Consider the following 25,329-nt stretch of genomic DNA (forward strand, 5'->3'; position numbering starts at 1 on the left):
GCATGGCAGTTGAGTGCGTAGCAGGCAGTCACGTAGCTCCCGAAGAAAGATTTGATTATTTCTGGCGCCAACAAGGCGAGTGGGTCGAAGAGCCCAATCGTCGTCGCGGCGGTGAAAGTGGTGTGCAGCGAGTGATGAGCGCCAATGGGCGTCTTCTCTACAGCAAGCGCCAGACTGGCCACATCTACCGCAGTTGGCTGCACCCCTTTGGGCGCCCCACGGTGCTGCGCGAGCGTGATGCCCTCAAGGGGCTGCGCTTGCTGGATGTGCGGGTGCCGGAGTTGGTGTTCTGCGAGGCGCGCCGCGATGCTGAGCACCAGTGGCAGGCGTTGCTGGTCACCGCGTCCCTAGACGGTTTTGACGAAATTGAAAACTGGTACTCCGCGGGTGGCCGTGAACGCTACGGCGAATTAGTCCACGAGCGCGTACTCAAGGAATTGGCCTGCACCCTGGCACGTATGCACAAGGGGCGTTGGCAGCACGGTTGCCTGTACATCAAGCATATCTTTGTAAGGGTGACGGGCGAGGGCGACGCGGCCAACGTGGAAGTGGCACTGCTGGATTTTGAGAAGTGCCGCCAGCGCATTACCGCTCATAAGGCAGCGTCCCACGACATGCTGCAACTGCGCCGCCATTCGTCGTGGAACGATAGCGACTGGGCAAAACTCAGCTACTTTTACGAGACGGCGTTTGGCAGCGCTATCAAGGGTTTAACCAAATGAAGCTAGAAATAGCACGAGGTGTGTTTCTGGTAGGGGCGTTAGGCGTTGCAGCCTTGGCCCTGGCCGCGTGGGAACAGCCTCGCACACAGGTACTCAGTGCGACGCAGGACGGGGCGCAATGCCTGTTGCCGCGCGTCGTCAAGGCGAGTGTGGCGGCCAAGCCTGATCACGAGTTGCTCCTGTTCATGTTTGGAATGTCTCAAGGGATGAGGCCGCAGAGTTGAAACGATTTAAACCACCCCGAAAGGGCCTTGCGATGCGAGGCCCTTTTTTTTGCTTCAAGCCTTATCCGGTTTGGACAGGAGGGTATAAACGCAGGGCAGTACAAACAGCGTAAACAACGTACCGATCGACATCCCCGTCGCAATCACCATCCCGATATCAAACCGGCTGACGGCACCCGCCCCGGTCGCGAAAATCAGCGGCACCATGCCGAACACCATGGCGGCTGTGGTCATCAGCACTGGTCGCAGGCGAATCGATGCGGCTTCCTCCACGGCTTGTCGGGGCGTGAGGCCCTTGTCCTTACGCAACTGGTTGGCAAATTCCACGATCAGAATGCCGTGCTTGCTGATCAAGCCGATCAGCGTTACTAACCCCACCTGGGTGTAGATGTTCATGCTCGACCAGCCCAGGAACAGCGGAATCAGCGCCCCACAGATCGACAACGGCACCGTCACCAGGATCACCAGCGGGTCACGGAAGCTTTCGAACTGCGCCGCCAACACCAGGAAGATAATCGCCAGGGCCAGGCCAAAGGTTACCCACAGCGCCGAGCCTTCCTGAATAAATTGTCGGGACGCACCGCTGTAGTCGAACGCATAGCCGGGTGGGGTTTCTTCAATGGCGATCTGGCGCACGGTGTCGATGGCCTCGCCCATGCTCACGATCGGAAAGCCTGATATCAGCGCCGAGTTGAGTTGCTGGAACTGATTCAACTGGCGCGGTCGGGCGCGGTCGGTGAGTGTGATCAGGGTCGACAGCGGCAACAATTCACCCTGGGTGTTTTTCACGTAGTAGTTGTTCAGCCAGTCGGGGTTATCGCGGTAGGCGCGTTCTACCTGAGCGATCACCTTGTAACTGCGCCCATCGAGGGTGAACCGGTTGATCTCCGCCTCCGCCAGCAGGGTTGCCAGGGTGCCGCCGAGGTCTTGCATCGACACACCCATCTGCGCCGCCTTGGCGCGGTCGATATCCACCACCACTTCGGGTTTGTCGAAGGCCAGGTCAATGTCGACAAAGGCAAACTTGCCCGACTCCATCGCGCGCTTTTTCACGCGGTTGGCCACTTCCAGCAACGACTCATAGTCATTGGCGGTGTTGATCACAAAGCCAAACGGCAGGCCCTCACCCGTGCCGGGCAGGGACGGCAGGTTGAAGCCGAACACTTGCAGGCCGGGAATCTGCTCGAGGCGATGCTGCACCTCGGGGAGGATTTGCATCTGGGTGCGGTCGCGCTCGTTCCACGGCTTGAGCAGGAAACCGCCGATGCCCGATTGCACGCCGTTGAAGCCATTGATCTGGAACGAAGAGTAGTACTCCGGAAACTCCTTGAAGATGTTGATGAACTCGTCGGTGTAGGTGTTGAGGTAGTCCAGGTTGGTGGGCTGCGGCGCGCTGGCAATCATGAAGATGATGCCCTGGTCTTCGTCCGGGGCCAGTTGCGACTGGGTGAACTTGAGGAACACCGGGATCAGGCACAGCACGATCAGCGCAAACACGATCACCACCGGCCGCGTATTCAGGGTGCCGTGGAGCATGCGTTGATAACGCCGCTTGAGTCTGTCAAAAATCCGATCGAGGCGATGAGCCAGGCCGCTCGGGTTTTCATCGTGGCGCAACAGCAGGGCGCACATCATCGGTGACAGGGTCAGGGCGACAATGCCGGAAATGATCACCGCCCCGGCCAGGGTCAGGGCGAACTCCTTGAAGAGCGCCCCGGTGAGCCCTTCGAGAAAACCAATGGGCGCATACACCGCGGCTAACGTGATGGTCATGGACACCACCGGCAGAGCAATTTCCCGCGCGCCTTCCAGCGCCGCATCCAATGGCGTCTTGCCTTCCTCGATATGCCGGTGGATGTTTTCTACGACCACGATGGCATCGTCCACCACCAGGCCGATGGCCAATACCATCGCCAGCAGCGTCAGCAAGTTGATCGAATAGCCCATCAATTGCATGAAAAACAGCACGCCGATCATCGACAGCGGGATGGTGATCACCGGGATCACCACCGAGCGCAACGCGCCGAGGAACAGGAACACCACCACGATGACGATCAGTACCGCCTCAAACAGGGTCTTGACCACTTCGTTGATGGAGGCCTGGATAAATAGCGTGGCGTCGTAGGCAATTTCTGCCTTGAGGGTGGGCGGCAGCTGGGCTTCCAGCTCCGGCATGATCTTGCGCACTTCCTTGATCACCTCCAACGGGTTGGCGCTGGGGGTTGCCTTGATACCGATGTACACCGAGGGCGTGCCGCCAAACGAGCTGATGGCGTTGTAGTTTTCCGCGCCCATTTCTACGCGGGCCACGTCCCGCAGCAGCACACGGCTGTCACCGTCGGTTTTAACGGCGATGGCGCCAAAGGCTTCAGCGGACTTGAGGTCGGTGTTGGCGTTGATGCTGGTCACCACGAACTCGCCCTTCACCTCGCCGGCGGCGGACAAGAAGTTGTAACGGCGCACGGCGTCGGTGATGTCGCTGGCGCTGAGGCCGAAACCGGCGAGCTTGACCGGGTCCAGCCAGATACGCATGGCGAACACCTGATTGCCGAGGATCTCCGCTTCTGCCATGCCCGGCAGGGTGGCGAGCTTGGGCTGGATGACGCGAGACAGGTAGTCGGTGATCTGCGGGTTGCTCAATTGCTGGCTGGAGAAACTGATGTACATCAGCGCCGAAGCGTCGGCCGCCTCTTTGCTCAACACCGGGTCTTCGGCGTCTTGTGGCAGTTTGTTTTTTACCTCATTGGCTTTGGCCAGCAACTCGGTAAACAAGCGGTCACTGTTGGCGCCGATGCGCGCGTAGATGGAAATCACCGAAAAGTTCTGGCGACTCACCGAGGTCATGTAGTCGATGCCCTCGGCGCTGGCCAGGCTTTGCTGCAACGGCTGAGTGATATAGCCCTGGATGGTTTCGGCGTTTGCACCGGGGTAGGCGGTGGTCACCGTTATCAGGGCGTTTTCCATGGTCGGGTATTGGCGCAGCGGTAACTTGCTGTAGGCCTGCAAACCCAGCAGCACGATGAGCAGGCTGACCACCATGGCCAGCACCGGACGGCGGATAAAGGCATCTGTGAACTTCATGGCTCAGTGCCCTGCCGGCAGGTTTTTGTCCGGACTGATGGCGATGGGCGTGCCGTTATCCAGCTTGAGCTGACCGGCGCTGACCACCTGCTCACCGGCGCTCAAGCCCTTGCTCACCAGCACCAGGCCGCCGCGTCGTTCGCCGGTCTCGACAAAGCGTCGCTCGGCGATCAGCAGCGGTTGGCCATTGGCGTCCTTTTCCAGCTCGCCGCTTTCGTTCTTCTTCTCGGCCACGGCGTACACCGAGTTGCCGTAGAGGGTGTAGGTAATTGCGCTTTCCGGCACCACGATCTGTGCGGTGGGGTTGGGCAGCAAGACGTCGAGGCTGGTGAACATGCCGGGCAGCAGTGTGTTGTCCGGGTTGGCCAGGGTGGCGCGCACCAGGACATTGCGTGTGCTGTCCTCGACCTTGGGGTTGATTGCGCTGATGCGACCGGGGAATTGCTGCCCGGGGTAGGCTGAGACCTGCACCTGCACGGTTTGGCCGATGGCGACCTTGGGCACCGCGTGCTCGGGGATATAGAAGTCGACATACAGGCTGCTGATGTCCTGCAAGGTGGCGATCACCGTGCCGCTGGCCAGGTAGTCGCCCACGTCCACCTGGCGAATGCCGATGGTGCCGCTGAACGGCGCGACAATATGCTTCTTCGCCAGTGAGGCCTTGAGCTGGTTGACCGTGGCTTTGTTCTTTTGCAGTTGCGCGGACAGGCGGTCGAACTCGCCTTTGGAAATCGCCTGGCTGCCCACCAACTGGCTGCCGCGTCCGTAGTCCAGCTGGGCCAGGCCCAAGTCGGCCTGGGCAGTTTCCAGCAGCGCGCTTTCTACGGCGCTGTCCAGTTGCACAAGGGGTTGCCCGGCCTTGACCTTCTGCCCGGATTCGAACTGCACGTCTTTGACCGTTCCCGCAATTTCCAGGCTCAGGTTGACGCCTTGCAAAGCCTTGAGCGTGCCCACCGACGGTAGGCGTTGCTGCCATGGCTGCTCGACAGCGGTGGCGACGGCGACACTCACGGGCGGCTTGGGTTTGGAAAAGACCTGGATCTGCTGATAGATGGAAAAGGCTTTATAGCCCGCCAGCAGCAGGACGATTAACAGGACGACACCCAACATGATCAGCATGCGACGGCGCAGCATATTCCGGTTCCTTGGAAAAACTGAGACAGACGAAAACAGACAAGCTCGAAACATTACTCCGAGTGTAGTGGGGATTCCAGACGGTATTTTTGACAGGTCAACGGCCCTGTAATAGCCCGACTTGCCGGCGATGGCGCCTTCAAGCCCTGCGGCGATTTGAAGTACACCATCGCCGGCAAATCGGGCGGCTACAGGGGGATGTCAGATCAAGTGGAGATGGTTGTCCCAGAGCCCTGCTGGTAATTCCAGCGGTTTGGCGACCAACTGTTTCTGGCGGCAATCGTAGTAGCGGCAACGGCCTTGGCCGGAGGTGACGACAAACCCATCCTCTACTGCACCGACCCCTGCGCAATCGGGCAACGGACCATCAAGACGCAGTTCGCCGCTGTCCATGTCCCAGATAAAGAAGCGATTGCCACGTGGCGCCGTCAATGCCACCAGGCGCAACTCGCTGTGCACCGCGACGCTGGCGGTGTAATGCCCCATGGCCTGCAATTGCTCGTCTGCCACTGGAAACGCCACGAACGGTTGCCCCGGACGCTTGATCGCCAGCAACTCGGAACGCTCCTGGGACGGCCCCATGAACTGCTGCCCGGTAAGGATGGTGCCATCGCTGGCGATGCCCATATGGCGCACGCTGTTCATCTGCTGGGCCAGGGTTTCCTTGCTGATGAGCGTGCCATCGCGCTGCATCAACACCAGGCTCGGCTCCATGGCATTGAGGTTCATCTCCACGCGGCTTTCGGCTTCGGTGCGAATGCCGCCATTGGCCACGATCAACGTCTCGCCGTCGGGCATCCACGACACCTGGTGCGGGCCAATGCCGTGGGTGGAAAGTTCGCCGCTGTGCACCAGCCGCTCGCCTTCGAACTTATACACACCGAGCAAGCCACGGCCGGGGTCTGACGTATCGTTCTCGGTGGCGTACAGCCAGTCGCCGCTCTTGTGAATCACCGCATGGCCGTAGAAGTGGCGATTGGTGTTCGAGGTGATGGTTTGCAGCAGCGCGCCATCACGCAGGTCGATCAGGTAACTTTCGGTGCCCGGGCGACGGGCGACGAACAGCGCAATCGGCAGTGTCGGGTGGTTGATGATGTCGTGGCAGCGCTGGCCGACCTGAGTGGCAAACACTTGCTTGCCGTCCAAGTGATAGCCCACGGCGTAGTGCTTGCCGTCTGCATCATCGCGCGCCGACAGCAGCAGCGGACCCTTGTCTTTCTGCTTGAACAACGTCCAACCACCCAGTGTGAGTGCGCTGAGCAGTACGCTGCCAACCGCCAAAGCCTGTCGCCTGAGCATCATCAGTCACCGTCGTTGGCGTTAAAGCCCAGTTGGATGCCCAGCGCCTTGGCCAGTTCGCCTTCGTGCAGGCGGTGGACGACGTTGAGGCTGTCATAGATGTCGTTGAGTTGCTGGCGACCGGCGTCATCGTTCAACAGTTCGTTGAGGGTGCGCTGGTTGCTGGCGAACAGTTTCAGGGACGCGGCGTAGGCGGCGTCGATTTTGTCGGCCAATGGTTTCTGATCCGACGGCAGCAGGCCACGCAGGCCTTTGTTGTCGACGCCGACCCATACGGTCTGGGCGGCAGCAAGGCTGGCCTCCAGGCTTTGCAGGGACGACTGGCTGCGCCACGCGTCGGCCTGGAACGGCTGCGGGATGCCCTTGGTCTGGCGGCCCATGGGCGTGCCGAGTTTTTTCTTCAGGCTGTCCAGGGCGGTCACTTGGACGCGCAGCAGGTCGGCGATGGCTTCGTGGGAATCGGCGTAGCGCTGGTTCGGAAACTTGGTCATCTGCGCGAGCATGCCATCGGTGCTGTTCCAGCTGGCTAGGATCTCTTCGGCCAGGGTTTTCTGACGCTCGCCGATGGCCACCAACAGTGGGCAATAACGGGCTTTGTTCGCATCGTCGGCGATGTCGGTCTTGGCGTCGTAGAGGATGTATTCGTAGGCCGACAGGCCTTGCACGACTACGCTGGACTTGGCCAGGGCGGCGCCGTCGATCTGCGGCTGGCTGGTGACCAATTGCTCGACCTGGCGCCCGACCAGGTTTTTCTTGTCCGGCCAGAACTGTATTTGCCATGCACGGTTGCCCTCGGCCAACGGGCCGATCAGCAGCGGTTGCAACTCGGCCCAGGCTTTTTGCGCATGGATGAAGTCGGCGCGGGCGGTGTCCAGGCTTTCCTTGCCCTGGCAGTAGGCGAGGGCGCTGACGGCCAACTGACGGTCGGCTTCGACCCAGCGGCTGTAGGTCGGCAGGATCACTTGTTTGGCGATCGCTGCAGAGGTCACGGCTTGCGGGTCTTGTGGCGAGCAGGCGCCCAGGGCGAGGGCGGCCAGGCTGGTGAACAACAACTTGGGACGGAACATGTCGAGCTCCCTTCTGTAAGTGGGGCGAAGCTTATAAAGAATTCAGGAACGCCAGCAACGCAGCGCGCTGTTCGGCATTAAAGGACAACACATGCTGCTGCGCCGCTTGTGCCTCACCGCCGTGCCAGAGCACGGCTTCCAGCAGGTTGCGGGCGCGACCGTCATGCAGAAACTGGGTATGGCCACTTACGGTGTGTGTCAGGCCAATGCCCCACAACGGCGGCGTGCGCCAGTCGCGGCCACCGGCCTTGAATTCGCTGCGGTTGTCGGCCAGGCCATCGCCCATGTCGTGCAGCAGCAAATCGCTATAGGGGCGGATCACTTGGTTGGCCAATTCAGGCTCGGCGGCATTGGCTGAGGTGGTGAACGTCGGCTTGTGGCACCCCTGGCAACCGGCCTGGAAGAACAGGTTTTTTCCGGCCAGGACTTGCGGATCGTTGACTTGGCGGCGCACGGGCACGGCAAGGTTACGGGTGTAGAACAGCACCAGGCGCAGAATGTTATCGCTGACTTCCGGCTCGCCATCGGCGCCATTGCCGTTGGGCGCCTGTTTGCAGGCCACTTGGGCGTCGGTGCAGTCATCGAAGGGTCTCAGGGACGTAGTGAGGCCCATATCACCAGAAAACGCGTGAACATTTTGTTGATTGAGGTTGGGTTGTCCGGCTTTCCAGCCAAAACGCCCGAGCACGGTTTTTTGCTGGGCGTCATCCCACACCTGATTGGCCCGGCCGACGATGGCTTCTTTATCGGCGGTTTTGGGGTCGGTATTGCGCAGGATGTCCGCGTCGCTGATGGCTTCAAGCAGGCCAAGGCCGATCATCGGCGGGGCGATGCGCGCCGAAAAACGGGTGTCGGGGTGCATTGGGCCATAGCCGAGTTGGGTGATCTGCAGGTCCGGCTTGCGCAGTTCGACGACGGTGCCGTCCTTGAAGGTGACGTTGACCGGTGTGTAGTCGACCCGCACTTTGCCTTCCGGAGTGACGCCGGGCACGGCCATGTCCTGCAATTGCCCGCCGTATATCGGCTCTGGCACCACGCCTGCTTGCTCGATGAGTTTGGCGTAGGGTTGCTGATCCTGAGTTGGCAGGGCGATCGACAGGCGCACCAGCATCGAGACCGCATTGGCTGCGTCGGGCAACGGCGGGTGGCCACGGCCGTCCTTGATGTGGCAGTTCTGGCAAGCGTTGGTGTTGAACAACGGTCCCAGGCCATCACGGGCGGTGGTGGTGGACGGCGCGATCACCCAAGGACTGCGAAAGAAACTGTTGCCGACGCTGAAGTCCAAGCGGCGCGTCGGCGACAAGTTGGCCGACGGCAGGGAAAACGCGTTCTGGTCGCGCTTATTCACCGTCGTCGCGCCGCCTGCCCGCGATTCACCCGGCTCGGCCTTGGTGAACCTGGGGGCGTCATCGCACGCAGTCAGGCCCAAGGCCATGCATACGACGGACAGACGAAGAAGCGAACGGAACATCGAGTTTCCTGAACGAGCGTGAAAAATATGGTCGCAAAGTCTAACAGGGCCGGGGGGAATGAATAAGAGCAATTATCGTTTGGTGGTCGCCGGTTTATTCCCGCTAGAATGACCGCACATTTTTTCTGGAGGTGGCCAATGCAGGCTCTCGACGCTTTGCTCAACCGTGTTTCCGTGCCGCGTTTGCTGGAGCCGGCACCGACCCAGGAGCAGCGCGACGTGCTGTTCGCCGCTGCCATGCGTGCACCCGACCACGGTCAATTGCGCCCTTGGCGTTTCCTCACCGTAGAAGGCGCCGCCCGTGAGCAGATGGGGACGCTGCTGGCCGAGGCTGCACGCCTGCAAGACGCCGACGCTCCGCAAGCCGCCATCGACAAGGCCCAGAACGGCCCATTGCGCGCACCGCTGGTGGTGGTGGTGATCGCCCGTTTGCAGGAGCACTTCAAGGTACCCAAGTCTGAGCAACTGCTGGCGGCGGCCTGTGCGGCCCACGGCATTCTGTTGGCGGCCTATGCCCAAGGGATTGGTGCGGTGTGGCGTACGGGTGAGTTGTCCTACTCGGCCCACGTTGCCAAAGGCCTGGGGCTGACGGCGGATGAGGAAGTGATTGGCTTCCTCTATTTGGGTACCCCGCAGAACCCGCCGCGTACGGCGCCGAAGGAAGATGTGGCGGCGTTTGTGCAGGCTTGGACGGGTCTCTAAGCAGTACGCGATCAAAATGTGGGAGGGGGCTTGCCCCCGATAGCGGTGTCTCAGTCAATGAATCTGCTGAATGACACACTGCTATCGGGGGCAGGCCCCCTCCCACATTTCACCTGTGGTGTTTCTTAAACCTTGAACTGATCCATGAGTTTCATCTGCTGGCTGGCCAACGCATTGAGTTGGCTGCTGATAGCCGCCGATTCGGTGGCCTGGCCGGTGAGGGTTTCGGTCACGGTGCGGATCGCCGAGACGTTACGGTTGACCTCTTCGGCCACCGCGCTCTGTTGTTCGGCGGCGCTGGCGATTTGCAGGTTCATGTCGCTGATCACCGTCACGGCGTCGCTGATCTTGCCCAAGGCCTGCACGGCCTGATGGATCTGCCCGGCATTGCTCTGGGCCTGGCTTTGGCTTGAGTGCATCGTCGCGACCACGCCACGGGTGCCGCTCTGGATGCGTTCGATCACCAGGCGGATCTCCTCCACGGAATCCTGGGTGCGCTTGGCCAAGTTACGGACTTCGTCGGCCACCACCGCAAAGCCGCGGCCGCTTTCGCCCGCGCGTGCCGCTTCAATCGCCGCGTTCAGCGCCAGCAGGTTGGTCTGTTCGGCAATGCTGCGGATCACTTCCAGCACCGAACCGATTTGCTCGCTGTTGACTGCCAGGGCTTCGACTTCGCCCACGGCCCTGCTGACTTCTTCGGCGAGGATCGTGATATCCCGCGTACTCTTTTCAATGATCTGCATGCCTTCGCGCGCCGACTGATCGGCACCGCGTGCCGCGCTGGCGGCATTCGAGGCGCTGTTGGCGACGTCATGGGCGGTGGCGCTCATTTCGTTGGACGCCGTGGCCACTTGGTCGATTTCACGGAACTGCACCTGCATGCCTTCGCTGGTCTGGCGGGCGATGGCCGAGGACTGGTCCGCCGTGCCGCGGGCCTCGGTGATGCTTTGCTTGATCTGGGCGATAGTCGGTTGCAGCTTGTCGAGGAAGCGGTTGAACCAGTTCACCAGTTCGCCCAGTTCATCCTTTTTGCTGTAGGCCAAGCGTTGGGTGAGGTCGCCGTCGCCGCTGGCGATGTCCTTGAGCATCGCGGCCACGCTGTTGATCGGGCGGGTTACGCCGGTGGCGGTCAGCCAGATCAACAGCAGGCCGAGCAACGCGGCGGCAGCCGCTACCAGTAAGGCTTTGAGCGTACCAGCCGCCTGCGCATCATCGAGCACGGCTTGCAGCTTGACGTTATCAGCCAGCATCACGGCTTTTGGCAGCTTGATCACCACGCCCCAGGATTTGGCATCGCTAATCGGCTTGACCGGGTACACGGCGCGAATGGTATCGCCCTGTTCTCGGATCACGTGATTGTCACTGGCCAGCAGTTGCACGATCTCTTTGCCTTCGGCGCCGAGGGTATCGATAAGATTCTTGCCGACCTTGGCTGGTTCGCCGCTGTACGCAGCAATCAGGCCGGTGCTGGAGAGAATCTCCAGGTGCGCCGCGCCATTGAACAAGTCTTTCTGTGCGGCATCGGTGGACGCTTGCAGGGCGGTAAGGGCGATATCGACACCAACGATACCGATGACTTTGCCTTCCACGATCAGCGGCATCGAAATGGTGGTCATCAGCACGGGTTTGCCGGCCACTGTGTCTTCATACGGGTCCAACAGGCATGTACTGCGGGTGTCGCGCGGGCAGGTGTACCAGATGTTGTAGGGCGTACCACTGAGGTTGAGGGTAGTCTTGGTCAGGTCGTCCTCGACCATGATGGTGTTCAGGCCTGCGCCACCGGCTCGGCTCCAGTAGCTGGAGAAGCGGCCTTTTTCGTTGGACACGCGAGCCTTGTCGTCGACGAATTCGCTGTCCTTGCCATCCAACCCGTTGGGCTCGAATGACAGCCAGATGCCCAGCACCTTGTTGTTGCGCTCGAATGCGGTTTTTACGCTCTGGTTGAGTTCTTCGCGCAGGGCGCCGGCTTCAAGGGCACGTTTGGTCCCCAAGTTACGCAGGTCTTTGATCTGGTCGGCAAGGGCAGTCAACGCTACCTGACTGTCACCGAAAGTTTTCTGCAGTTGCACGGCCTGCTCCGCAGCCTTGGCTTGCAGCAACTGTTCCACGCCAGCGGTGAGCATGCGTGAGCTTGAATCACTGACTAACTGATCGTTCTGGTTAGTGGTGTAGATATTGATGCCGACCACCAGTGCAATCACGCCCAATAGGCAAAGCCCGGACAGCAGCACGATTTTCAAGCGGATAGAGAGGGTGTCGAACATAGGTTCACTCACGAATGGTCTTGTTGGAATGCACAGCACGGCCAAGTCCATTCAGCGCTATATCCGGAGCATCGGCGCGGTAGGGGCTTTCATGAGCAGAAGGCGATGGGCGGTAGGAAAACGCCTACAGGTAGGGTTATACGGGCTGTGCGAGCCGTTCGGGGCGTGACCAGATCCACAGATTGCCCAGGCTCATCCCGGCAATCGCCAGGTAGATGGGCCAGCCATGGTCGAGCATCACCAGCATCAGGATCGCGCACAACAGCATGCTCACGGTGGCACTGACTTTGGCCCGGCGCGCGATGATCTTGCCGTTGCGCCAGTTGAACAGGATCGGCCCAAACAGGCGGTGGTTTTCCAGCCAGGCGCTGAGGCGTGGCGAGCTTTTGGTCGCGGCCCAGGCGGCCAGCAGGATGAACTCGGTGGTGGGCAAACCGGGTATCACAATCGCCACCAGCCCGATGCCCAGGCTGACATAGGCCAGCAGGCCAAACAGGATCTGTGCGATTTTCGAGGTGGATTGGGTTTTGCCGGTCATGGTGAAGCTTTTCTTGGGGAAGGTTTACAAAAAAGTCCGAACTCAAATGCGATCAAAATGTGGGAGGGGGCTTGCCCCCGATGGCGGTGGGTCAGTTACCTATTTGTTGGCTGATGCACCGCTATCGGGGCAAGCCCCCTCCCACATTGGGTTGCATTTCAATTTGCGGGATCAGGCCAGTTCAGGCGCGCTAGCGTACGCCTGTTCCAGCAACACGGTGAAGCGCACAAACGCATCCACCGCGCCTTTTTCTACTGCGGCCTCTTCCTCGGGGCTGAATTGCAGGCCGTCGAGGGTGCGGGTGAAGCGCTTCCAGCCTTCGGCACGACCGCCGGCTGGCTCACCCAAGTGGCGGGCCCCAAAGGTTTCGCTCAAGCCGAGGCCTACGGCGCGCTTGATCAGGAACGCGGCGCCCAACTTGGAGCCTTCCGAGACGAACAGCCAGCCCAGGGCTTCGGCTTTGCTCGGGTTGCTCACTGCACCGGCCACCGCGGCCGGTACTTCGGTGTCCAGGTCGGCGAGGTCCAGCTTGGCGGCTTCGGCGCGGCAGCGTGCGGCGAGGTCTGGCACGATCTTGATCAGTTCGGCATCGTTGTACAGGGCCACCAGTTCAGACTGGAACAGGTACTGCGCCACCACGAAACGGGCAAAGTTGGCCTGGGTTTCGAACGGGGCATGGGCCTTCACCAGTGCATCCAGCTTGGTGTGCGGCTCGTTGGTGATCTGGTTCAGGCGCTGGGAGCGCAGGCTTGGACGTTCTGCGTTAGGAGAAGCGGTCATGAAAAAGTCCTTGAGAAGGGGAGCGCCTTGGTGCCCGAAAGAGAGCGGTTATCAACTAGACGAACAAGAAGACGCGGCACAGTAAAAAATCCTCACCTCGTCGTTGATATTTCGACGAGGTGAGAAGGGCTTGGTCAGATATCCCAGATCACGTTAATCGCAAAGTTGCGGCCGGGCTGGGTGAGGCGGTCGAGGTTGGCCGGGCCGGTTACCGCGGCTTCGCCGACGCTGTCGTAGCTGCGTACGTCATCCCAGTTCCAGTACTTCTTGTCGGTGAGGTTGTAGAGGCCGCCGTTGATGGTCACGTCGCTGGTGACTTTGTAGTAGGCGGTCAGGTCGACAACGCCGAAGCCGGGCGTCTTGAATGGGCCGCTGGTGTCGCCGTCCGGCGCGTGGAAGGTGGAGCTGTCTACGCGATTCTGCTTCTTCACCAGGGTCCAGCTCAGCAGGCCGCCGTAATTGTCCTGGTCGTAGCCCAGGCCGAACACGCCCTTGAGCGGGTTGACGCTGTTCAGCGGTTCGCCGTTTTGGTCGTTGCGACCGTAGGCATAGGAGACCGCACCCTGGGTGTATAGGCCTTGTGGGGCACCGAATGCATCCAGGTTCAGGCGGCCCTTGGCTTCGGCGCCCTTGACGCTGGCGCGCTTGATATTGACGGCTTGGAACTGCTCGGCAGTGCCGCCGACCACGACGTTGTCTTCGTCGATAAAGTCGCGGTATTTGTTATAGAACACCGCCACCTCGAAGGAACCCTCGTCGAACTTGCCGCGAATCCCGGTTTCGATGCCTTTGCTGGTCTCCGGCTTGAGGTCCGGATTGGGTTCAACGGTGTAGCCCAGGTTCAAGTTTTCAAAGCGGCCGTACAGCGACTTGGCGGACGGCGTGCGGAAACCTTCGGCGTATTGGCCGAACCAGGTGTATTGGTCCGTCAGCGCGTAGGTCAGGCCAAACTTGGGCGTCACGCGGTGCCAGGTTTTCTTCTTGTCGCTCACCATTTCCGCACCTGTCGGGTTGACGGTGTTGAGGAATTCCTGGGTCAGCTTGGGTTTGAGCTGGGTGTAGTCATAGCGCACGGCGGGGAGGAAGGTCCATTTGTCCCAAGTGATCTGGTCCTGTGCGAACAGCGAATAGGTGTTGATGGTCGGGTCGGGGAAGTCGCTGGCCTTCTTCACGCTATCGGAGGCCATCGGGCTGGGCGCGCCGATGGCGGTGCAACCGCTGCCGACGGCCACGCAGGTGGCGCTGCCCTCGCGCGAGCCGGTGACTTTCTGCTGCTTAAGGGTGGTGCCGTAGGTCACTTGGTGATCGGTTTCACCGAGGCTGAACGCTTTGTCCAACTGTGCATCGAAAACCCACTGTTTTTCCTGGTAGAGCGTGTCACGTGTGCGCAGGACGCGACGACCGGATTGATAGATTTCGGCGGTGGTCTGGTCGGTCTTGGCGATCTGGTAATTGACGCTGGTCTTGATGCGGTCGGCAATCGGCGACTCAAGGGCGAAGCTGTTTTCCAGGCCGAAACGTTCACGGGTGATGGTGTCGTTACCACGACGATCACGGTAGAGGTTGAAGCCTCGGCCGCCGATGAACGGGCCGCCCACCGCGTTCTTCAGGTTGACGTCGCGATCATCCTTGTACTTCTCGTACGTCAGACCCAGGCGGTTGTCATCGCCATAGTTCCAGCCGAGCTTCGCCAGGATGTTAGTGGTGCGCGCTTCTTCCGGGTTGGCGCCTGTGCGATCCAGGCCGGTGGCGTTGTTGCCGTCGTAGGACTCAGTTTCGTGACCGTTGCGCTGGCTCAGGTGCAGCAAACCGTCGAAGTCTTGAACGCGGCCGGCGAAGGTGCCAGAGGTCAGCCAACTTTCGTCGGCGGAGCTGTAGCCGGTCTTCAGGCGGGCGCCGAAGTCTTGGCCTGGCTTGATGATGTCAACCGGGTCGAGGGTGAAGTAACTGACGGCGCCGCCGATGGCGCTGCTGCCGTAGAGGGCCGACGCCGGCCCGCGCAGGATTTCTACGCGCTTTACGATTTCCGGGTCGACGTAGTTGCGGCGGGTCTTGGCGTAGGGGCCGTTGAAGAAGTTGCCCGGCACTTCCACACCGTCCACTTGAGTAAGGATACGGTCGCCATCGATGCCGCGAATGTTGAAGCCGGCATTACTTGCTCGTGTACCAGCGCCGCCCACCGAGACGCCGGGCTCGTAGCGCACCAGTTCCCGGATGTTGTTGACGTTCTGGCGGTCCAGTTCCTCACGTTCATGCACGCTGACGGTGCTCGGCACGCTGTTCACATCCTGCGCGTTACGGGTTGCGCTGATGGTCACCTGTTGCAGGTTGAGGGTGCTACCCGCTGCGCGCTTTTCCAGCACGATGTTGTTATTGCCCAGTTTGCGGTAGCTCAGGTTGGTCCCCACCAACAGCCGGTCTAACGCTTTTTCTGGCGACAACGGGCCGCGTGCGCCAGGAGACGACACGCCCTGGCCCAGCTCTGCGGGCAGGCCGACTTGCCAGCCGGTCACGGCGGTAAAGGCATTGAGCGCCGAGACCAGCGGCTGCTGTTCGATGCTGAAGGTGTAGTTGCCCTGGCTGCGCGAAACCGGTTCGGCAGCGGTGGCGGCCATGGCCGGCGCGCCGGCCAGCAGGATGGCGGCAGTCAACAAGGACAGGACGGGCGAAGAAGACCGGCGGTTGAAACGAGAGGACATCGAAAGCGCTCCGGGGGACGAATCTTATAGTTGCGAACCGAATCAAATAGGAATCAGTTGCATTGGCTAAGACGAGACGTACCGCCGAAGGTTATCGAGTAAAAATAATTCTCATTTAGTTCAGGATGACCAGCGCCGGGTATTCCGAGAGCTTGGCAGAGGTGATGTGCGCCAGTGAGCGCACGACGTCCAGGGGTTGATCGAGCCGGTAATTGCCGGTGACCGCGACGCTGGCGAGTTGGTCGTTGGTGTTGACGATCCAGCCGGGGTAATAGCGGCGCAACTCGGCGAGCACTTCGCTCATCGGGCAGTTTTCAAAAATCAACCGGCCTTGCACCCAGGCCAGGTCCTTATTGGCGTCCAGCTTGGCCGGTTGGCCGAAGCCTTTGGGGCCGATGCGGATACTTTCGCCGGCGCGCAGGCGTACGCGGGCATCGTCGAAAGTGTTGCTCAGGTCGACATCACCGCGCTGCACTTGCACCTGGGCCTCGCCATTGAGGTAGCGCACGGCGAAGGCGGTGTCGCGCACGCTGGCGCGCACCGGGCCGGCGTCGATTTCCAGGGGCTGGCCATGGTTGGGCACAACCTCGAAAAAAGCCTCGCCCTGGTACAGGCGGGCGATGCGCTGGTGGTCCTTGATGCTGCTGGAGAACGCCGAGTTGGTGTTCAGCAATACTTTCGAGCCGTCGTCCAATTGCAGACGTTGTCGTTCGCCCACCACGGTGAGGTGGTCGGCCTGCAGGCGCACCGGCAGGTTGCTGAAGCTGAACAGCCCGATCAGCAACACGGCGGCGGTGGCGAGCGGTTTCCAATGGGGTTTCATTCGGCGCCAGGCGCTGGGCTTGCGCGGCGCGGCCAGGGCCACCGCGGCGCTGTGAACCGGCGCGCCACCCCAGGCGGCCTGGGCCTTGGCGAAGGCGTTGACGTGGGCCGGATCGCGGGCCAGCCAGGCTTCAAACTCGGCCTGCTGCCCAGCTTGCGGGCACTGCAAGGCAATCAGCCAATCCAGGGCCTGGTCCATAGCCGTGTCTTGCAGCACCTCATGAGCCAGCTCATGAGGGCGCAGTTTATTGGGGTCCGTCACGGTGTTCCTCGGGTCTTCGCCACGTTCTATTCATTATTCCTACAGCTCGGGTCGACATTTCTGTCGCGTGCAGCTTAAGGCCGATCCAGCCGGTCGGCCACACCTACGCAGATGGCCATGATCAATTTCAGTTCCTTTTGCACGGTGCTCAGGGACACGTCCAACTGATCGGCAATCTCCTGATAGCTGCACCCGTGCAGGCGGCTGAGGATGAAAATCTGCTGCTGGCGGGCGCTCAATTGGCCCAGGCTGACGCTCAGGTGTTCAAGCAGTTGCTCGGCCTGAGTCGCATCTTCGGGGGTGCTGATAGGGGCGGCGACGCTTTGCAGGATGTCCAGCGGGACATCTTCCTGCAGCGTGCGGGCCTGGATTCTGCGTGAGCGCAGGTGGTCCAGCGCGAGGTTACGTGCGGTTTGATAAACGAAGGGTTCAAGGTGATCGATCGGCCGCTCGCTGAGGGCCCGTGTGACGCGCAGGTAGGTTTCCTGCAGCAGGTCCTCGGCGGTGCTGTGGTTATTCACCATCCGCTGCAAGGTGCGTAGCAGAATCACCCGTTGGGTGAGAAAGACTTGGTTGAAGCGAGATTGGCTCACAGTGATACCAGACCGATTTGCAGCAAATGATAATGCTTATCATCAACTCAAATGGCAAGGGGCTATTTCTCTGGGCCTACTTAGAACAATGTGGGAGGGGGCTTGCCCCCGATAGCGGTGTGTCAGTCAACACATTCCTGACTGATACACCGCCATCGGGAGCAAGTCGAATCGCCCCTCCCAAAGGATCGCATTATTCGGCGTTACACAATGCCAGGCAGTTATCCAGCATACGGTTGGAGAAGCCCCACTCGTTGTCGTACCAGGCCAATACTTTGAGCAACTTGCCGCTGACCTTGGTGTGATTGGCGTCGAAGATCGACGACAGCGGGTTGTGGTTGAAGTCACTGGAAACCAGCGGAAGGGTGTTGTAACCGAGGATCTTCGAGTGCTGGCTGGCTTCCTTGAGCAGCGCGTTGACCTCTTCGGCAGTGGCTTCTTTCTTCAGCGTTACGGTGAGGTCTACCAAGGACACGTTGATCACCGGCACGCGCACGGCCATGCCGGTCAGCTTGCCCGCCAGTTCCGGCAGCACCAGGCCCACCGCTTCGGCAGCGCCGGTCTTGCTTGGGATCATATTCTGGGTGGCGGAGCGCGCGCGGTACGGGTCGGTGTGGTAGACGTCGGTCAGGTTCTGGTCGTTGGTGTAGGCGTGGATGGTGGTCATCAGGCCACTCTCGATGCCCAGCTCGCGGTGCAGCACCTGGGCGACCGGCGCCAGGCAGTTGGTGGTGCACGAGGCGTTGGAGATGATCTGGTGGGACTGACGCAGAATGTCGTGGTTCACGCCATACACCACAGTGGCGTCCGCGCCTTTGGCCGGTGCCGAGATGATCACCTTGCGCGCGCCGGCGGTAATATGGGCGGCGGCCTTGTCACGGTCGGTGAACAGACCGGTGCATTCGAATACCACGTCAATCTTGTGTGCAGCCCATGGCAGGTCAGCCGGGTTGCGAATGGCACTCACGGCAATCCGGTCACCGTTGACGGTCAGGCTTTCCTGATCGTGGGCGACCTCTGCGTCGAATGTGCCATGTACGGTGTCGTATTTGAGCAGGTGGGCATTGATCGAGCTGTCGCCCAGATCGTTGATGGCGACGATCTGCAAATCCTGGCGGTAGCCTTGGGTATACAGTGCGCGCAGGACATTACGGCCAATACGGCCAAAACCATTGATTGCGATACGAAGAGTCATTGGAGAGTGCCTGTCGTCGATTTGTTGTAAGAATTACAAGATTATTCGCATAAAAATAGAAAACAAGCCTTTTTAGTGGCAATATTTTGTTCAATCTACAACGAGTGACCTGAATCAACTGGTCCGATGATTCAAACGACACCCTGCCATCCCATGAGCTGCGGGCGTTTGATCAGCATAGACACTCAGGTCGCCACATCCGTTAGCCTGGAGTTCTACACATGCATCCCCGCGTTCTTGAGGTCACCGAACGGCTTATCGCCCGCAGCCGCGCCACCCGCGAGGCTTACCTTGCGCTCATTCGCGGCGCCGCCAGCGACGGTCCGATGCGCGGCAAGCTGCAATGCGCCAACTTTGCCCACGGCGTGGCCGGTTGCGGCACCGAAGACAAAAACAGCCTGCGCATGATGAATGCCGCCAACGTGGCAATTGTTTCCTCATATAACGACATGCTGTCGGCGCACCAGCCGTACGAACATTTCCCTGAACAAATAAAGAAAGCTCTGCGTGAAGTCGGCTCGGTCGGCCAGTTCGCTGGTGGTACGCCTGCAATGTGCGACGGCGTGACCCAGGGCGAGCCGGGTATGGAGCTGAGCCTGCTCAGCCGTGAAGTCATTGCCATGTCCACGGCGGTGGCGCTGTCCCACAACATGTTCGACGCCGCACTGATGCTGGGCATCTGCGACAAGATCGTCCCCGGCCTGATGATGGGCGCGCTGCGCTACGGTCACCTGCCGATGATCTTCGTACCGGGCGGCCCGATGCCGTCGGGTATCTCCAACAAGCAGAAAGCCGACGTGCGCCAGCGCTACGCCGAAGGCAAGGCCACTCGCGAAGAGCTGCTGGAATCGGAGATGAAGTCCTACCACAGCCCCGGCACCTGCACCTTCTACGGCACTGCCAACACCAATCAACTGTTGATGGAAGTGATGGGCCTGCACTTGCCGGGCGCTTCATTCGTCAACCCGTACACGCCGCTGCGTGACGCGCTGACCCGTGAAGCCGCGCATCAGGTTACGCGCCTGACCAAGGCCAACGGCAACTTCACGCCGATCGGCGAGATCGTTGACGAGAAATCCATCGTCAACTCCATCGTCGCCCTCAACGCGACCGGCGGGTCCACCAACCACACCCTGCACATGCCGGCCATCGCCATGTCGGCAGGCATCATCCTCACCTGGGACGATATGGCTGACCTCTCCGAGGTGGTGCCGACCCTGTCCCACGTGTATCCAAACGGCAAGGCCGATATCAATCACTTCCAGGCGGCGGGCGGCATGTCGTTCCTGATCCGTGAGCTGCTGGAAGCGGGCCTGCTCCACGAAGACGTCAACACCGTGGCCGGCAAGGGCCTGAGCCGATACATCCAGGAACCATTCCTGGTCGACGGCGAGCTGGTTTGGCGTGACGGTCCTATCGAAAGCCTCGACGAAACCATCCTGCGGCCCGTGGCCCGTGCGTTCTCGCCGGAAGGTGGTCTGCGCGTGATGGAAGGCAACCTCGGCCGCGGTGTGATGAAAGTCTCTGCGGTAGCCCCAGAGCACCAGATCGTCGAAGCGCCGGCGGTGGTGTTCCAGGATCAGCAGGATCTGGCCGATGCGTTCAAGGCTGGTCAGTTGGAAAAAGATTTCGTCGCGGTGATGCGCTTCCAGGGCCCGCGCTCCAACGGCATGCCCGAGCTGCACAAGATGACGCCGTTCCTGGGTGTGCTGCAGGACCGTGGTTTCAAGGTGGCATTGGTGACAGACGGGCGTATGTCCGGCGCGTCGGGTAAGATTCCCGCCGCGATTCACGTCAACCCCGAAGCCCAGAGCGGCGGGCCGCTGGCGCGAGTACGCGATGGCGATATCATTCGTGTGGATGGCGTTACCGGCACCTTGGAGCTTAAGGTGGACGCCGAAGAATTTGCAGCGCGCACGCCTGCCACGGGCCTTCTGGGCAATAACGTGGGGGCCGGCCGCGAGCTGTTTGGATTTATGCGCTTGGCCGCAAGCTCCGCAGAGCAGGGCGCCAGCGCCTTTACCTCTGCCTTGGAGACGCTTAAGTGAAGTTAGCGCTGGTCGGTGATATCGGGGGTACCAACGCCCGTTTTGCAGTGTGGCGGGATTCGGCACTGCATTCGATTCGGGTGCATGCCACGGCGGATTACCCAACCCCTGAAGAGGCGATCAAGGTCTATCTGAAGGAAGAGGGCCTGGAAATCGGGGACATCGGCGCGGTGTGCCTGTCGGTGGCCGGGCCGGTGAGTGGCGATGAATTCAAATTCACCAACAATCACTGGCGCCTGAGCAAGACGGCGTTCTGCAAGACCTTGCAGGTGGATGAACTGCTGCTGGTCAATGACTTCTCCGCCATGGCCCTGGGGATGACCCGCCTGCAACCCGACGAATTTCGCGTGGTTTGTGAGGGCACGCCGGAGCCGTTGCGCCCGGCGGTGGTGATCGGGCCTGGCACTGGCCTGGGCGTCGGCACACTGCTGGATCTCGGCGCAGGTCGTTACGCGGCGTTGCCGGGGGAGGGCGGCCACGTCGACCTGCCCCTGAGCAGCCCTCGGGAAACCCAGTTGTGGCAACACATTTACAACGAGATTGGCCACGTCAGCGCTGAAACGGCGTTGAGCGGTGGCGGCTTGCCGCGTCTGTACCGCGCGATTTGTGCGGTGGACGGTCACGCGCCTGTGCTCGACACGCCCGAAGCCATCACGGCTGCAGGCTTGGCCGGCGACCCGGTGGCGATGGAGGTGTTGGAGCAGTTCAGCGTCTGGCTGGGCCGAGTGGCGGGCAATAACGTGCTGACCACCGGTGGACGCGGTGGTGTGTATATCGTGGGTGGGGTGATTCCGCGGTTTGCCGACTTTTTCATCAACAGCGGCTTTGCCAAGAGTTTCAGCGACAAAGGCTGCATGAGCGACTACTTCAAAGGTATTCCGGTGTGGTTGGTGACCGCGCCGTATTCCGGGTTGACCGGGGCGGGTGTGGCGTTAGAGCAGGCATTTGCTTAGGCAGTGACCTGCCCCCGATGAGGCCATCAAGAACACCCCATAACAACAAGGAGGACCCCGTGAGCGTAATCAGTAAATCGATTCTCCTCGTCGACGACGACCAGGAAATCCGCGAATTGCTGCAAACCTACCTCAGTCGCGCCGGTTTCCAGGTGCGTGGCGTGCCGGATGGCGCGGGGTTCCGCCAGGCGATGAACGAGGCGCCGTGCGACCTGGTCATCCTCGATGTGATGCTGCCGGACGAAGATGGCTTCAGCCTCTGCCGTTGGATCCGCCAGCACCCGCGCCAGGCGCAGGTGCCGATCATTATGCTTACCGCCAGTTCTGACGAAGCCGACCGCGTGATCGGCCTGGAACTGGGCGCCGATGACTATATCGGCAAGCCGTTCAGCCCTCGCGAGTTGCAGGCGCGGATCAAGGCTCTGTTGCGGCGCTGCCAGTTTGGCCAGGAGCGCAGTGGGAGTGGCGATGTGCTGGTGTTCGATGAGTGGCGCCTGGACATGATCAGCCATCGGCTGTTCCACGTGGACGGCGAGGAGGTGATTCTCTCCGGTGCCGACTTCGCACTGCTCAAGTTGTTTCTCGACCATCCGCAACAAATTCTCGATCGCGACACTATCGGCAACGCCACCCGTGGCCGCGACCTGATGCCGCTGGACCGCATCGTCGACATGGCGGTCAGCCGCCTGCGCCAACGCCTGCGCGACACCGAAAAGCCCCCGAGGCTGATCCGCACCGTACGTGGCAGCGGTTATCAACTGGCAGCCAGCGTGGTTGCCGGCAATGTCCACTGAGCCCGTGACCGAACGCCGGCGCCGCTTCCCGGTACCGCGCTCGCTGCTGGGACGCATGCTGCTGCTGACATTGCTTGCGGTGTTGTTCGCCCAGGCGTTGTCCAGCGTGATTTGGGTTTCGCAGTTGCGTGCTACCCAGCTTGAGGGCCTCGTCACCAGCGCTCGCAGCCTGGCCCATTCGATGACCGCCAGTGTGAGTTACTTCCGTTCGTTGCCGGTGGCCTATCGTCCGCTGGTTCTCGACCAATTGCGTAGCATGGGCGGCACCCGGTTTGTAGTCACCCTTAATGACCGTCCGCTGGACATGCAGGTATTGCCCGAAACCCCACGCAAGCAGGCGGTGCTGGTGGCCGTGGACGAAGTGCTGCGCCAGACCCTGGGCGCCGACGTGCACATCTCGGTGGAGTTCGTCAGCGCCGAAGACCTGCGCATCTTCAACGCCGGCCTCAAGCTCGATGAGTTGCCGCGCTCTTGGGCCCATTACGCGCTGACCCTGGAACCGGTAAACCCGCCGGTGCTGGTGACCCAGATCCAACTCGCCCCCGGCGAATGGCTGTACATCGCCTCGTTGCTGCCTGAGCCCTACACCAGCCTTGAAGAACAGGGCCTACCGTCCCAGCAGGTGTGGTTTATCGTGTTGACCAGCGGTTTTCTGCTGTTGTTCATTGGCCTGCTGGTGCACTGGCAAAGCCGCCCCCTCAAGCGCTTGGCGCGGGCGGCGCGAGACATGTCTCTCGGCGCCGATGTGGAGCCGGTGGCCGAAGGCGGCGGCAGTGAAGTGGTGGAAGTGGGCCGCGCGTTTAATGCCATGCGCGAGCGCATCAGCCGCTATTTGACCGAGCGCAGCCAACTGTTCAGCGCGATTTCCCACGACCTGCGCACACCGATCACCCGCCTGCGTCTGCGTGTGGAACTGCTCGAAGACGAAAACCTGCAAACCAAATTCGGCCGTGACCTGGATGAATTGGAGTTGCTGGTGAAGGGCGCGCTGCAATGTGTGAAAGACACCGATATCCACGAGAACATCCAGCCGGTCGATCTCAACCATGTGCTCGAATGCCTGGTAGAGCCTTATGTGGCGCCAAACGGTAACGGCCGTGTGACCCTGGATGGCGCTGCATTGGCGACCTATCCGGGCAAGCCGCTGGCGCTCAAGCGGTGTATCGGCAACCTGATCGATAACGCGTTGAAGTACGGGCAGAACGCGCATTTGCATATCGAGGATGATGGTGCGCAGTTTGTCCTGCACGTCGACGATGAAGGTCCCGGCGTTCCGGAGCAGCGTTTGGAACAGGTATTCGAGCCGCACTTCCGCCTTTCCGGGCAGCAGCAGGGCTATGGGTTGGGCCTGGGGATTGCGCGCAATATTGCCCACAGCCATGGCGGTGAAGTGAGTTTGCAGAATTTGCGGGAGGGGGGCTTACGGGTGACCCTGCAACTACCGCGCACCCTGGATTGAATGCTCGCGGACCCATGTGGGAGGGGGTTGCCCCCGATGGCAGTGTCTCAGTCAGGTATCTAAAGCAGATCCACCGCTATCGGGAGCAAGCCCCCTCCCACACTTTGATCTTCATTCGGTCAGATGCTTTGGCGCAGGCGGGCCAGATCCCGCAGCGGCGGCGCCCCAAACAATCGGCTGTATTCCCGACTGAACTGCGACGGGCTTTCATACCCCACCCGATACCCCGCCGCTGATGCTTCCAGCCCTTCGGCAATCATCAATCTGCGTGCTTCCTGCAAGCGCAACTGCTTCTGGTACTGCAAGGGGCTCATGGCGGTGATTGCCTTGAAGCGGTGGTGCAATGTCGAAACGCTCAGGTTCACTTCCTTGGCCAGATCATCAATGCGAAGCGGTTGTTCGTAGTTGCCATTGAGCCACTTGATCGCTTGGCTCACCCGATGGCTCTGGCTGTTGGCCACGGCAATTTCATACAGGCGATAACCCTGCGGCCCACGTAGCAAGCGGTAAAGAATTTCCCGGTTGATCAGTGGGGCCAGCATGGCGATGTCTTTGGGCGTATCCAGCAAGCGCGCCAGGCGCAGCACCGCGTCGAGCAATTGGTTGTCAATCCGGTCCACGTACATGCCGCGTGATGTCGGGCGTGTGGGTACGCCCATGGGGCCGGCTTCAGCGATCAGGGCGGTCAGCTGCGCCGGGTCGATATTGATCCGCACCGACAGGTTTGGATCGTCGGGCGTGGCGTCGATGATCCGCCCGGCCACCGGCATCGCCACCGAGAACACCAGGTAATTGAGCGGGTCGTAGGCAAAGATTTCATCCGCCAGGCGCACTTCCTTGCTGCCGTTGGCAAGGATGCACAGCGCGGGTTCCACCAGCACCGGCATAAAGTCGCGTGGCGTGTTGTGGCGGTTCAGGTAGAGCGACGTGATCGCGGTACCGTAGGAGCCATCTTCCCAAGTATGCCTGTGCACGATACTGGCCAGTTCGGCACGCTGCTTTTCCATCTCGGCATCGAGAGGAATGGACTGATATTCGGGCGACGACATGAAGCGTCCTCTGCAGGCGGCTTTGATGGGGTCAGCTTAGCGGCGGCTTTTCAAATAGTGTTAGGTCGATTCTGCACAATCCTTGCCTGATCCTGCGGCGTATCGCCAATCAGGCAAGCGTGAGGCCTGTCATCTCCCTGAAATACTGCGTTTGTGCATGGCGCAAAACCAGT

General features: G+C 60.8%; 20 protein-coding genes. 7 read left to right on the forward strand and 13 right to left on the reverse strand.

What is annotated here, in order from left to right:
* The first annotated feature begins 2 nt into the window (after window positions 1–2).
* Entirely contained in the window at window positions 3–722 is a 720-nt protein-coding gene (locus AB4N82_RS15575; RefSeq protein WP_032890835.1) for a lipopolysaccharide kinase InaA family protein, read from the forward strand.
* A complete protein-coding gene (locus AB4N82_RS15580; protein ID WP_032890836.1) occupies window positions 719–946 on the forward strand; it encodes a hypothetical protein in 228 nt (75 codons plus the stop codon). Before AB4N82_RS15575 ends, AB4N82_RS15580 begins: the two co-directional genes overlap by 4 nt.
* Window positions 947–1,000: 54 nt before the next feature.
* Here AB4N82_RS15580 and AB4N82_RS15585 read toward each other — a convergent pair whose 3' ends face one another.
* The 5 genes from AB4N82_RS15585 to AB4N82_RS15605 all read right to left on the reverse strand — a co-directional run bounded on the left by AB4N82_RS15585 (window position 1,001) and on the right by AB4N82_RS15605 (window position 8,998).
* Window positions 1,001–4,027 carry a multidrug efflux RND transporter permease subunit gene (locus AB4N82_RS15585; protein WP_122763810.1) on the reverse strand — a complete coding sequence of 1,009 codons (3,027 nt, stop codon included), beginning with the start codon at window positions 4,025–4,027 and terminating at the stop codon, window positions 1,001–1,003.
* A 3-nt stretch (window positions 4,028–4,030) separates the two neighbouring features.
* Complete coding sequence (locus AB4N82_RS15590) at window positions 4,031–5,161, reverse strand: efflux RND transporter periplasmic adaptor subunit (protein WP_122763809.1); 1,131 nt, start codon at window positions 5,159–5,161, stop codon at window positions 4,031–4,033.
* A 201-nt stretch (window positions 5,162–5,362) separates the two neighbouring features.
* Window positions 5,363–6,460: a DUF1513 domain-containing protein gene (locus tag AB4N82_RS15595; RefSeq protein ID WP_032891083.1), complete on the reverse strand. Its 1,098-nt coding sequence runs from the start codon at window positions 6,458–6,460 to the stop codon at window positions 5,363–5,365.
* 2 nt (window positions 6,461–6,462) lie between these two features.
* On the reverse strand, window positions 6,463–7,527 hold the full coding sequence (locus AB4N82_RS15600) for an imelysin family protein (protein WP_032890843.1): 1,065 nt from the start codon (window positions 7,525–7,527) through the stop codon (window positions 6,463–6,465).
* A gap of 31 nt (window positions 7,528–7,558) precedes the next feature.
* Complete coding sequence (locus AB4N82_RS15605; protein WP_122763808.1) at window positions 7,559–8,998, reverse strand: di-heme oxidoreductase family protein; 1,440 nt, start codon at window positions 8,996–8,998, stop codon at window positions 7,559–7,561.
* A gap of 138 nt (window positions 8,999–9,136) precedes the next feature.
* Between AB4N82_RS15605 and AB4N82_RS15610 the strand changes: the two genes are divergently transcribed.
* Entirely contained in the window at window positions 9,137–9,700 is a 564-nt protein-coding gene (locus AB4N82_RS15610; protein ID WP_032890847.1) for an NAD(P)H nitroreductase, read from the forward strand.
* A 125-nt stretch (window positions 9,701–9,825) separates the two neighbouring features.
* Here the strand turns inward: AB4N82_RS15610 and AB4N82_RS15615 are convergent, their stop codons facing one another.
* From AB4N82_RS15615 to gap, 7 genes are all read right to left on the reverse strand, one after another.
* A complete protein-coding gene (locus tag AB4N82_RS15615; protein WP_122680788.1) occupies window positions 9,826–11,964 on the reverse strand; it encodes a methyl-accepting chemotaxis protein in 2,139 nt (712 codons plus the stop codon).
* A gap of 136 nt (window positions 11,965–12,100) precedes the next feature.
* The gene (locus tag AB4N82_RS15620; RefSeq protein ID WP_032890851.1) at window positions 12,101–12,502 is read right to left on the reverse strand and encodes a YbaN family protein; all 402 of its coding nucleotides are present in this window, start codon (window positions 12,500–12,502) and stop codon (window positions 12,101–12,103) included.
* Window positions 12,503–12,673: 171 nt separating this feature from the next.
* Window positions 12,674–13,282, reverse strand: a complete 609-nt coding sequence (locus AB4N82_RS15625; RefSeq protein ID WP_095185783.1) for a biliverdin-producing heme oxygenase — start codon at window positions 13,280–13,282, stop codon at window positions 12,674–12,676.
* A 134-nt stretch (window positions 13,283–13,416) separates the two neighbouring features.
* Window positions 13,417–15,981, reverse strand: a complete 2,565-nt coding sequence (locus AB4N82_RS15630) for a TonB-dependent receptor (RefSeq protein WP_122763807.1) — start codon at window positions 15,979–15,981, stop codon at window positions 13,417–13,419.
* 115 nt (window positions 15,982–16,096) lie between these two features.
* The gene (locus AB4N82_RS15635; protein WP_122753139.1) at window positions 16,097–17,065 is read right to left on the reverse strand and encodes a FecR family protein; all 969 of its coding nucleotides are present in this window, start codon (window positions 17,063–17,065) and stop codon (window positions 16,097–16,099) included.
* Window positions 17,066–17,139: 74 nt separating this feature from the next.
* Entirely contained in the window at window positions 17,140–17,658 is a 519-nt protein-coding gene (locus AB4N82_RS15640) for an RNA polymerase sigma factor (RefSeq protein ID WP_032890856.1), read from the reverse strand.
* A 193-nt stretch (window positions 17,659–17,851) separates the two neighbouring features.
* Window positions 17,852–18,853, reverse strand: a complete 1,002-nt coding sequence (gene gap / locus AB4N82_RS15645; RefSeq protein ID WP_032890857.1) for a type I glyceraldehyde-3-phosphate dehydrogenase — start codon at window positions 18,851–18,853, stop codon at window positions 17,852–17,854.
* A gap of 221 nt (window positions 18,854–19,074) precedes the next feature.
* On the opposite strand from gap, the gene edd reads away from it, so the two are divergent.
* The 4 genes from edd to AB4N82_RS15665 are packed head-to-tail and all read left to right on the forward strand — an operon-like array spanning window position 19,075 to window position 24,107.
* A complete protein-coding gene (edd, locus tag AB4N82_RS15650) occupies window positions 19,075–20,901 on the forward strand; it encodes a phosphogluconate dehydratase (RefSeq protein ID WP_032890858.1) in 1,827 nt (608 codons plus the stop codon).
* Window positions 20,898–21,854 (forward strand): glucokinase, encoded by a 957-nt coding sequence (locus AB4N82_RS15655; RefSeq protein ID WP_032890859.1) that lies wholly within the window; start codon window positions 20,898–20,900, stop codon window positions 21,852–21,854. Before edd ends, AB4N82_RS15655 begins: the two co-directional genes overlap by 4 nt.
* A 17-nt stretch (window positions 21,855–21,871) precedes the next feature.
* Window positions 21,872–22,648, forward strand: a complete 777-nt coding sequence (locus tag AB4N82_RS15660) for a response regulator (RefSeq protein ID WP_185168276.1) — start codon at window positions 21,872–21,874, stop codon at window positions 22,646–22,648.
* The gene (locus tag AB4N82_RS15665) at window positions 22,638–24,107 is read left to right on the forward strand and encodes an ATP-binding protein (RefSeq protein WP_032890861.1); all 1,470 of its coding nucleotides are present in this window, start codon (window positions 22,638–22,640) and stop codon (window positions 24,105–24,107) included. The genes AB4N82_RS15660 and AB4N82_RS15665 overlap by 11 nt, the downstream gene beginning before the upstream one ends.
* Window positions 24,108–24,226: 119 nt before the next feature.
* On the opposite strand, the gene AB4N82_RS15670 is transcribed toward AB4N82_RS15665, so the two are convergent.
* Complete coding sequence (locus tag AB4N82_RS15670; RefSeq protein ID WP_032890862.1) at window positions 24,227–25,156, reverse strand: AraC family transcriptional regulator; 930 nt, start codon at window positions 25,154–25,156, stop codon at window positions 24,227–24,229.
* Window positions 25,157–25,329 lie beyond the last annotated feature (173 nt).

Source organism: Pseudomonas sp. H1_D04, assembly GCF_054683855.1.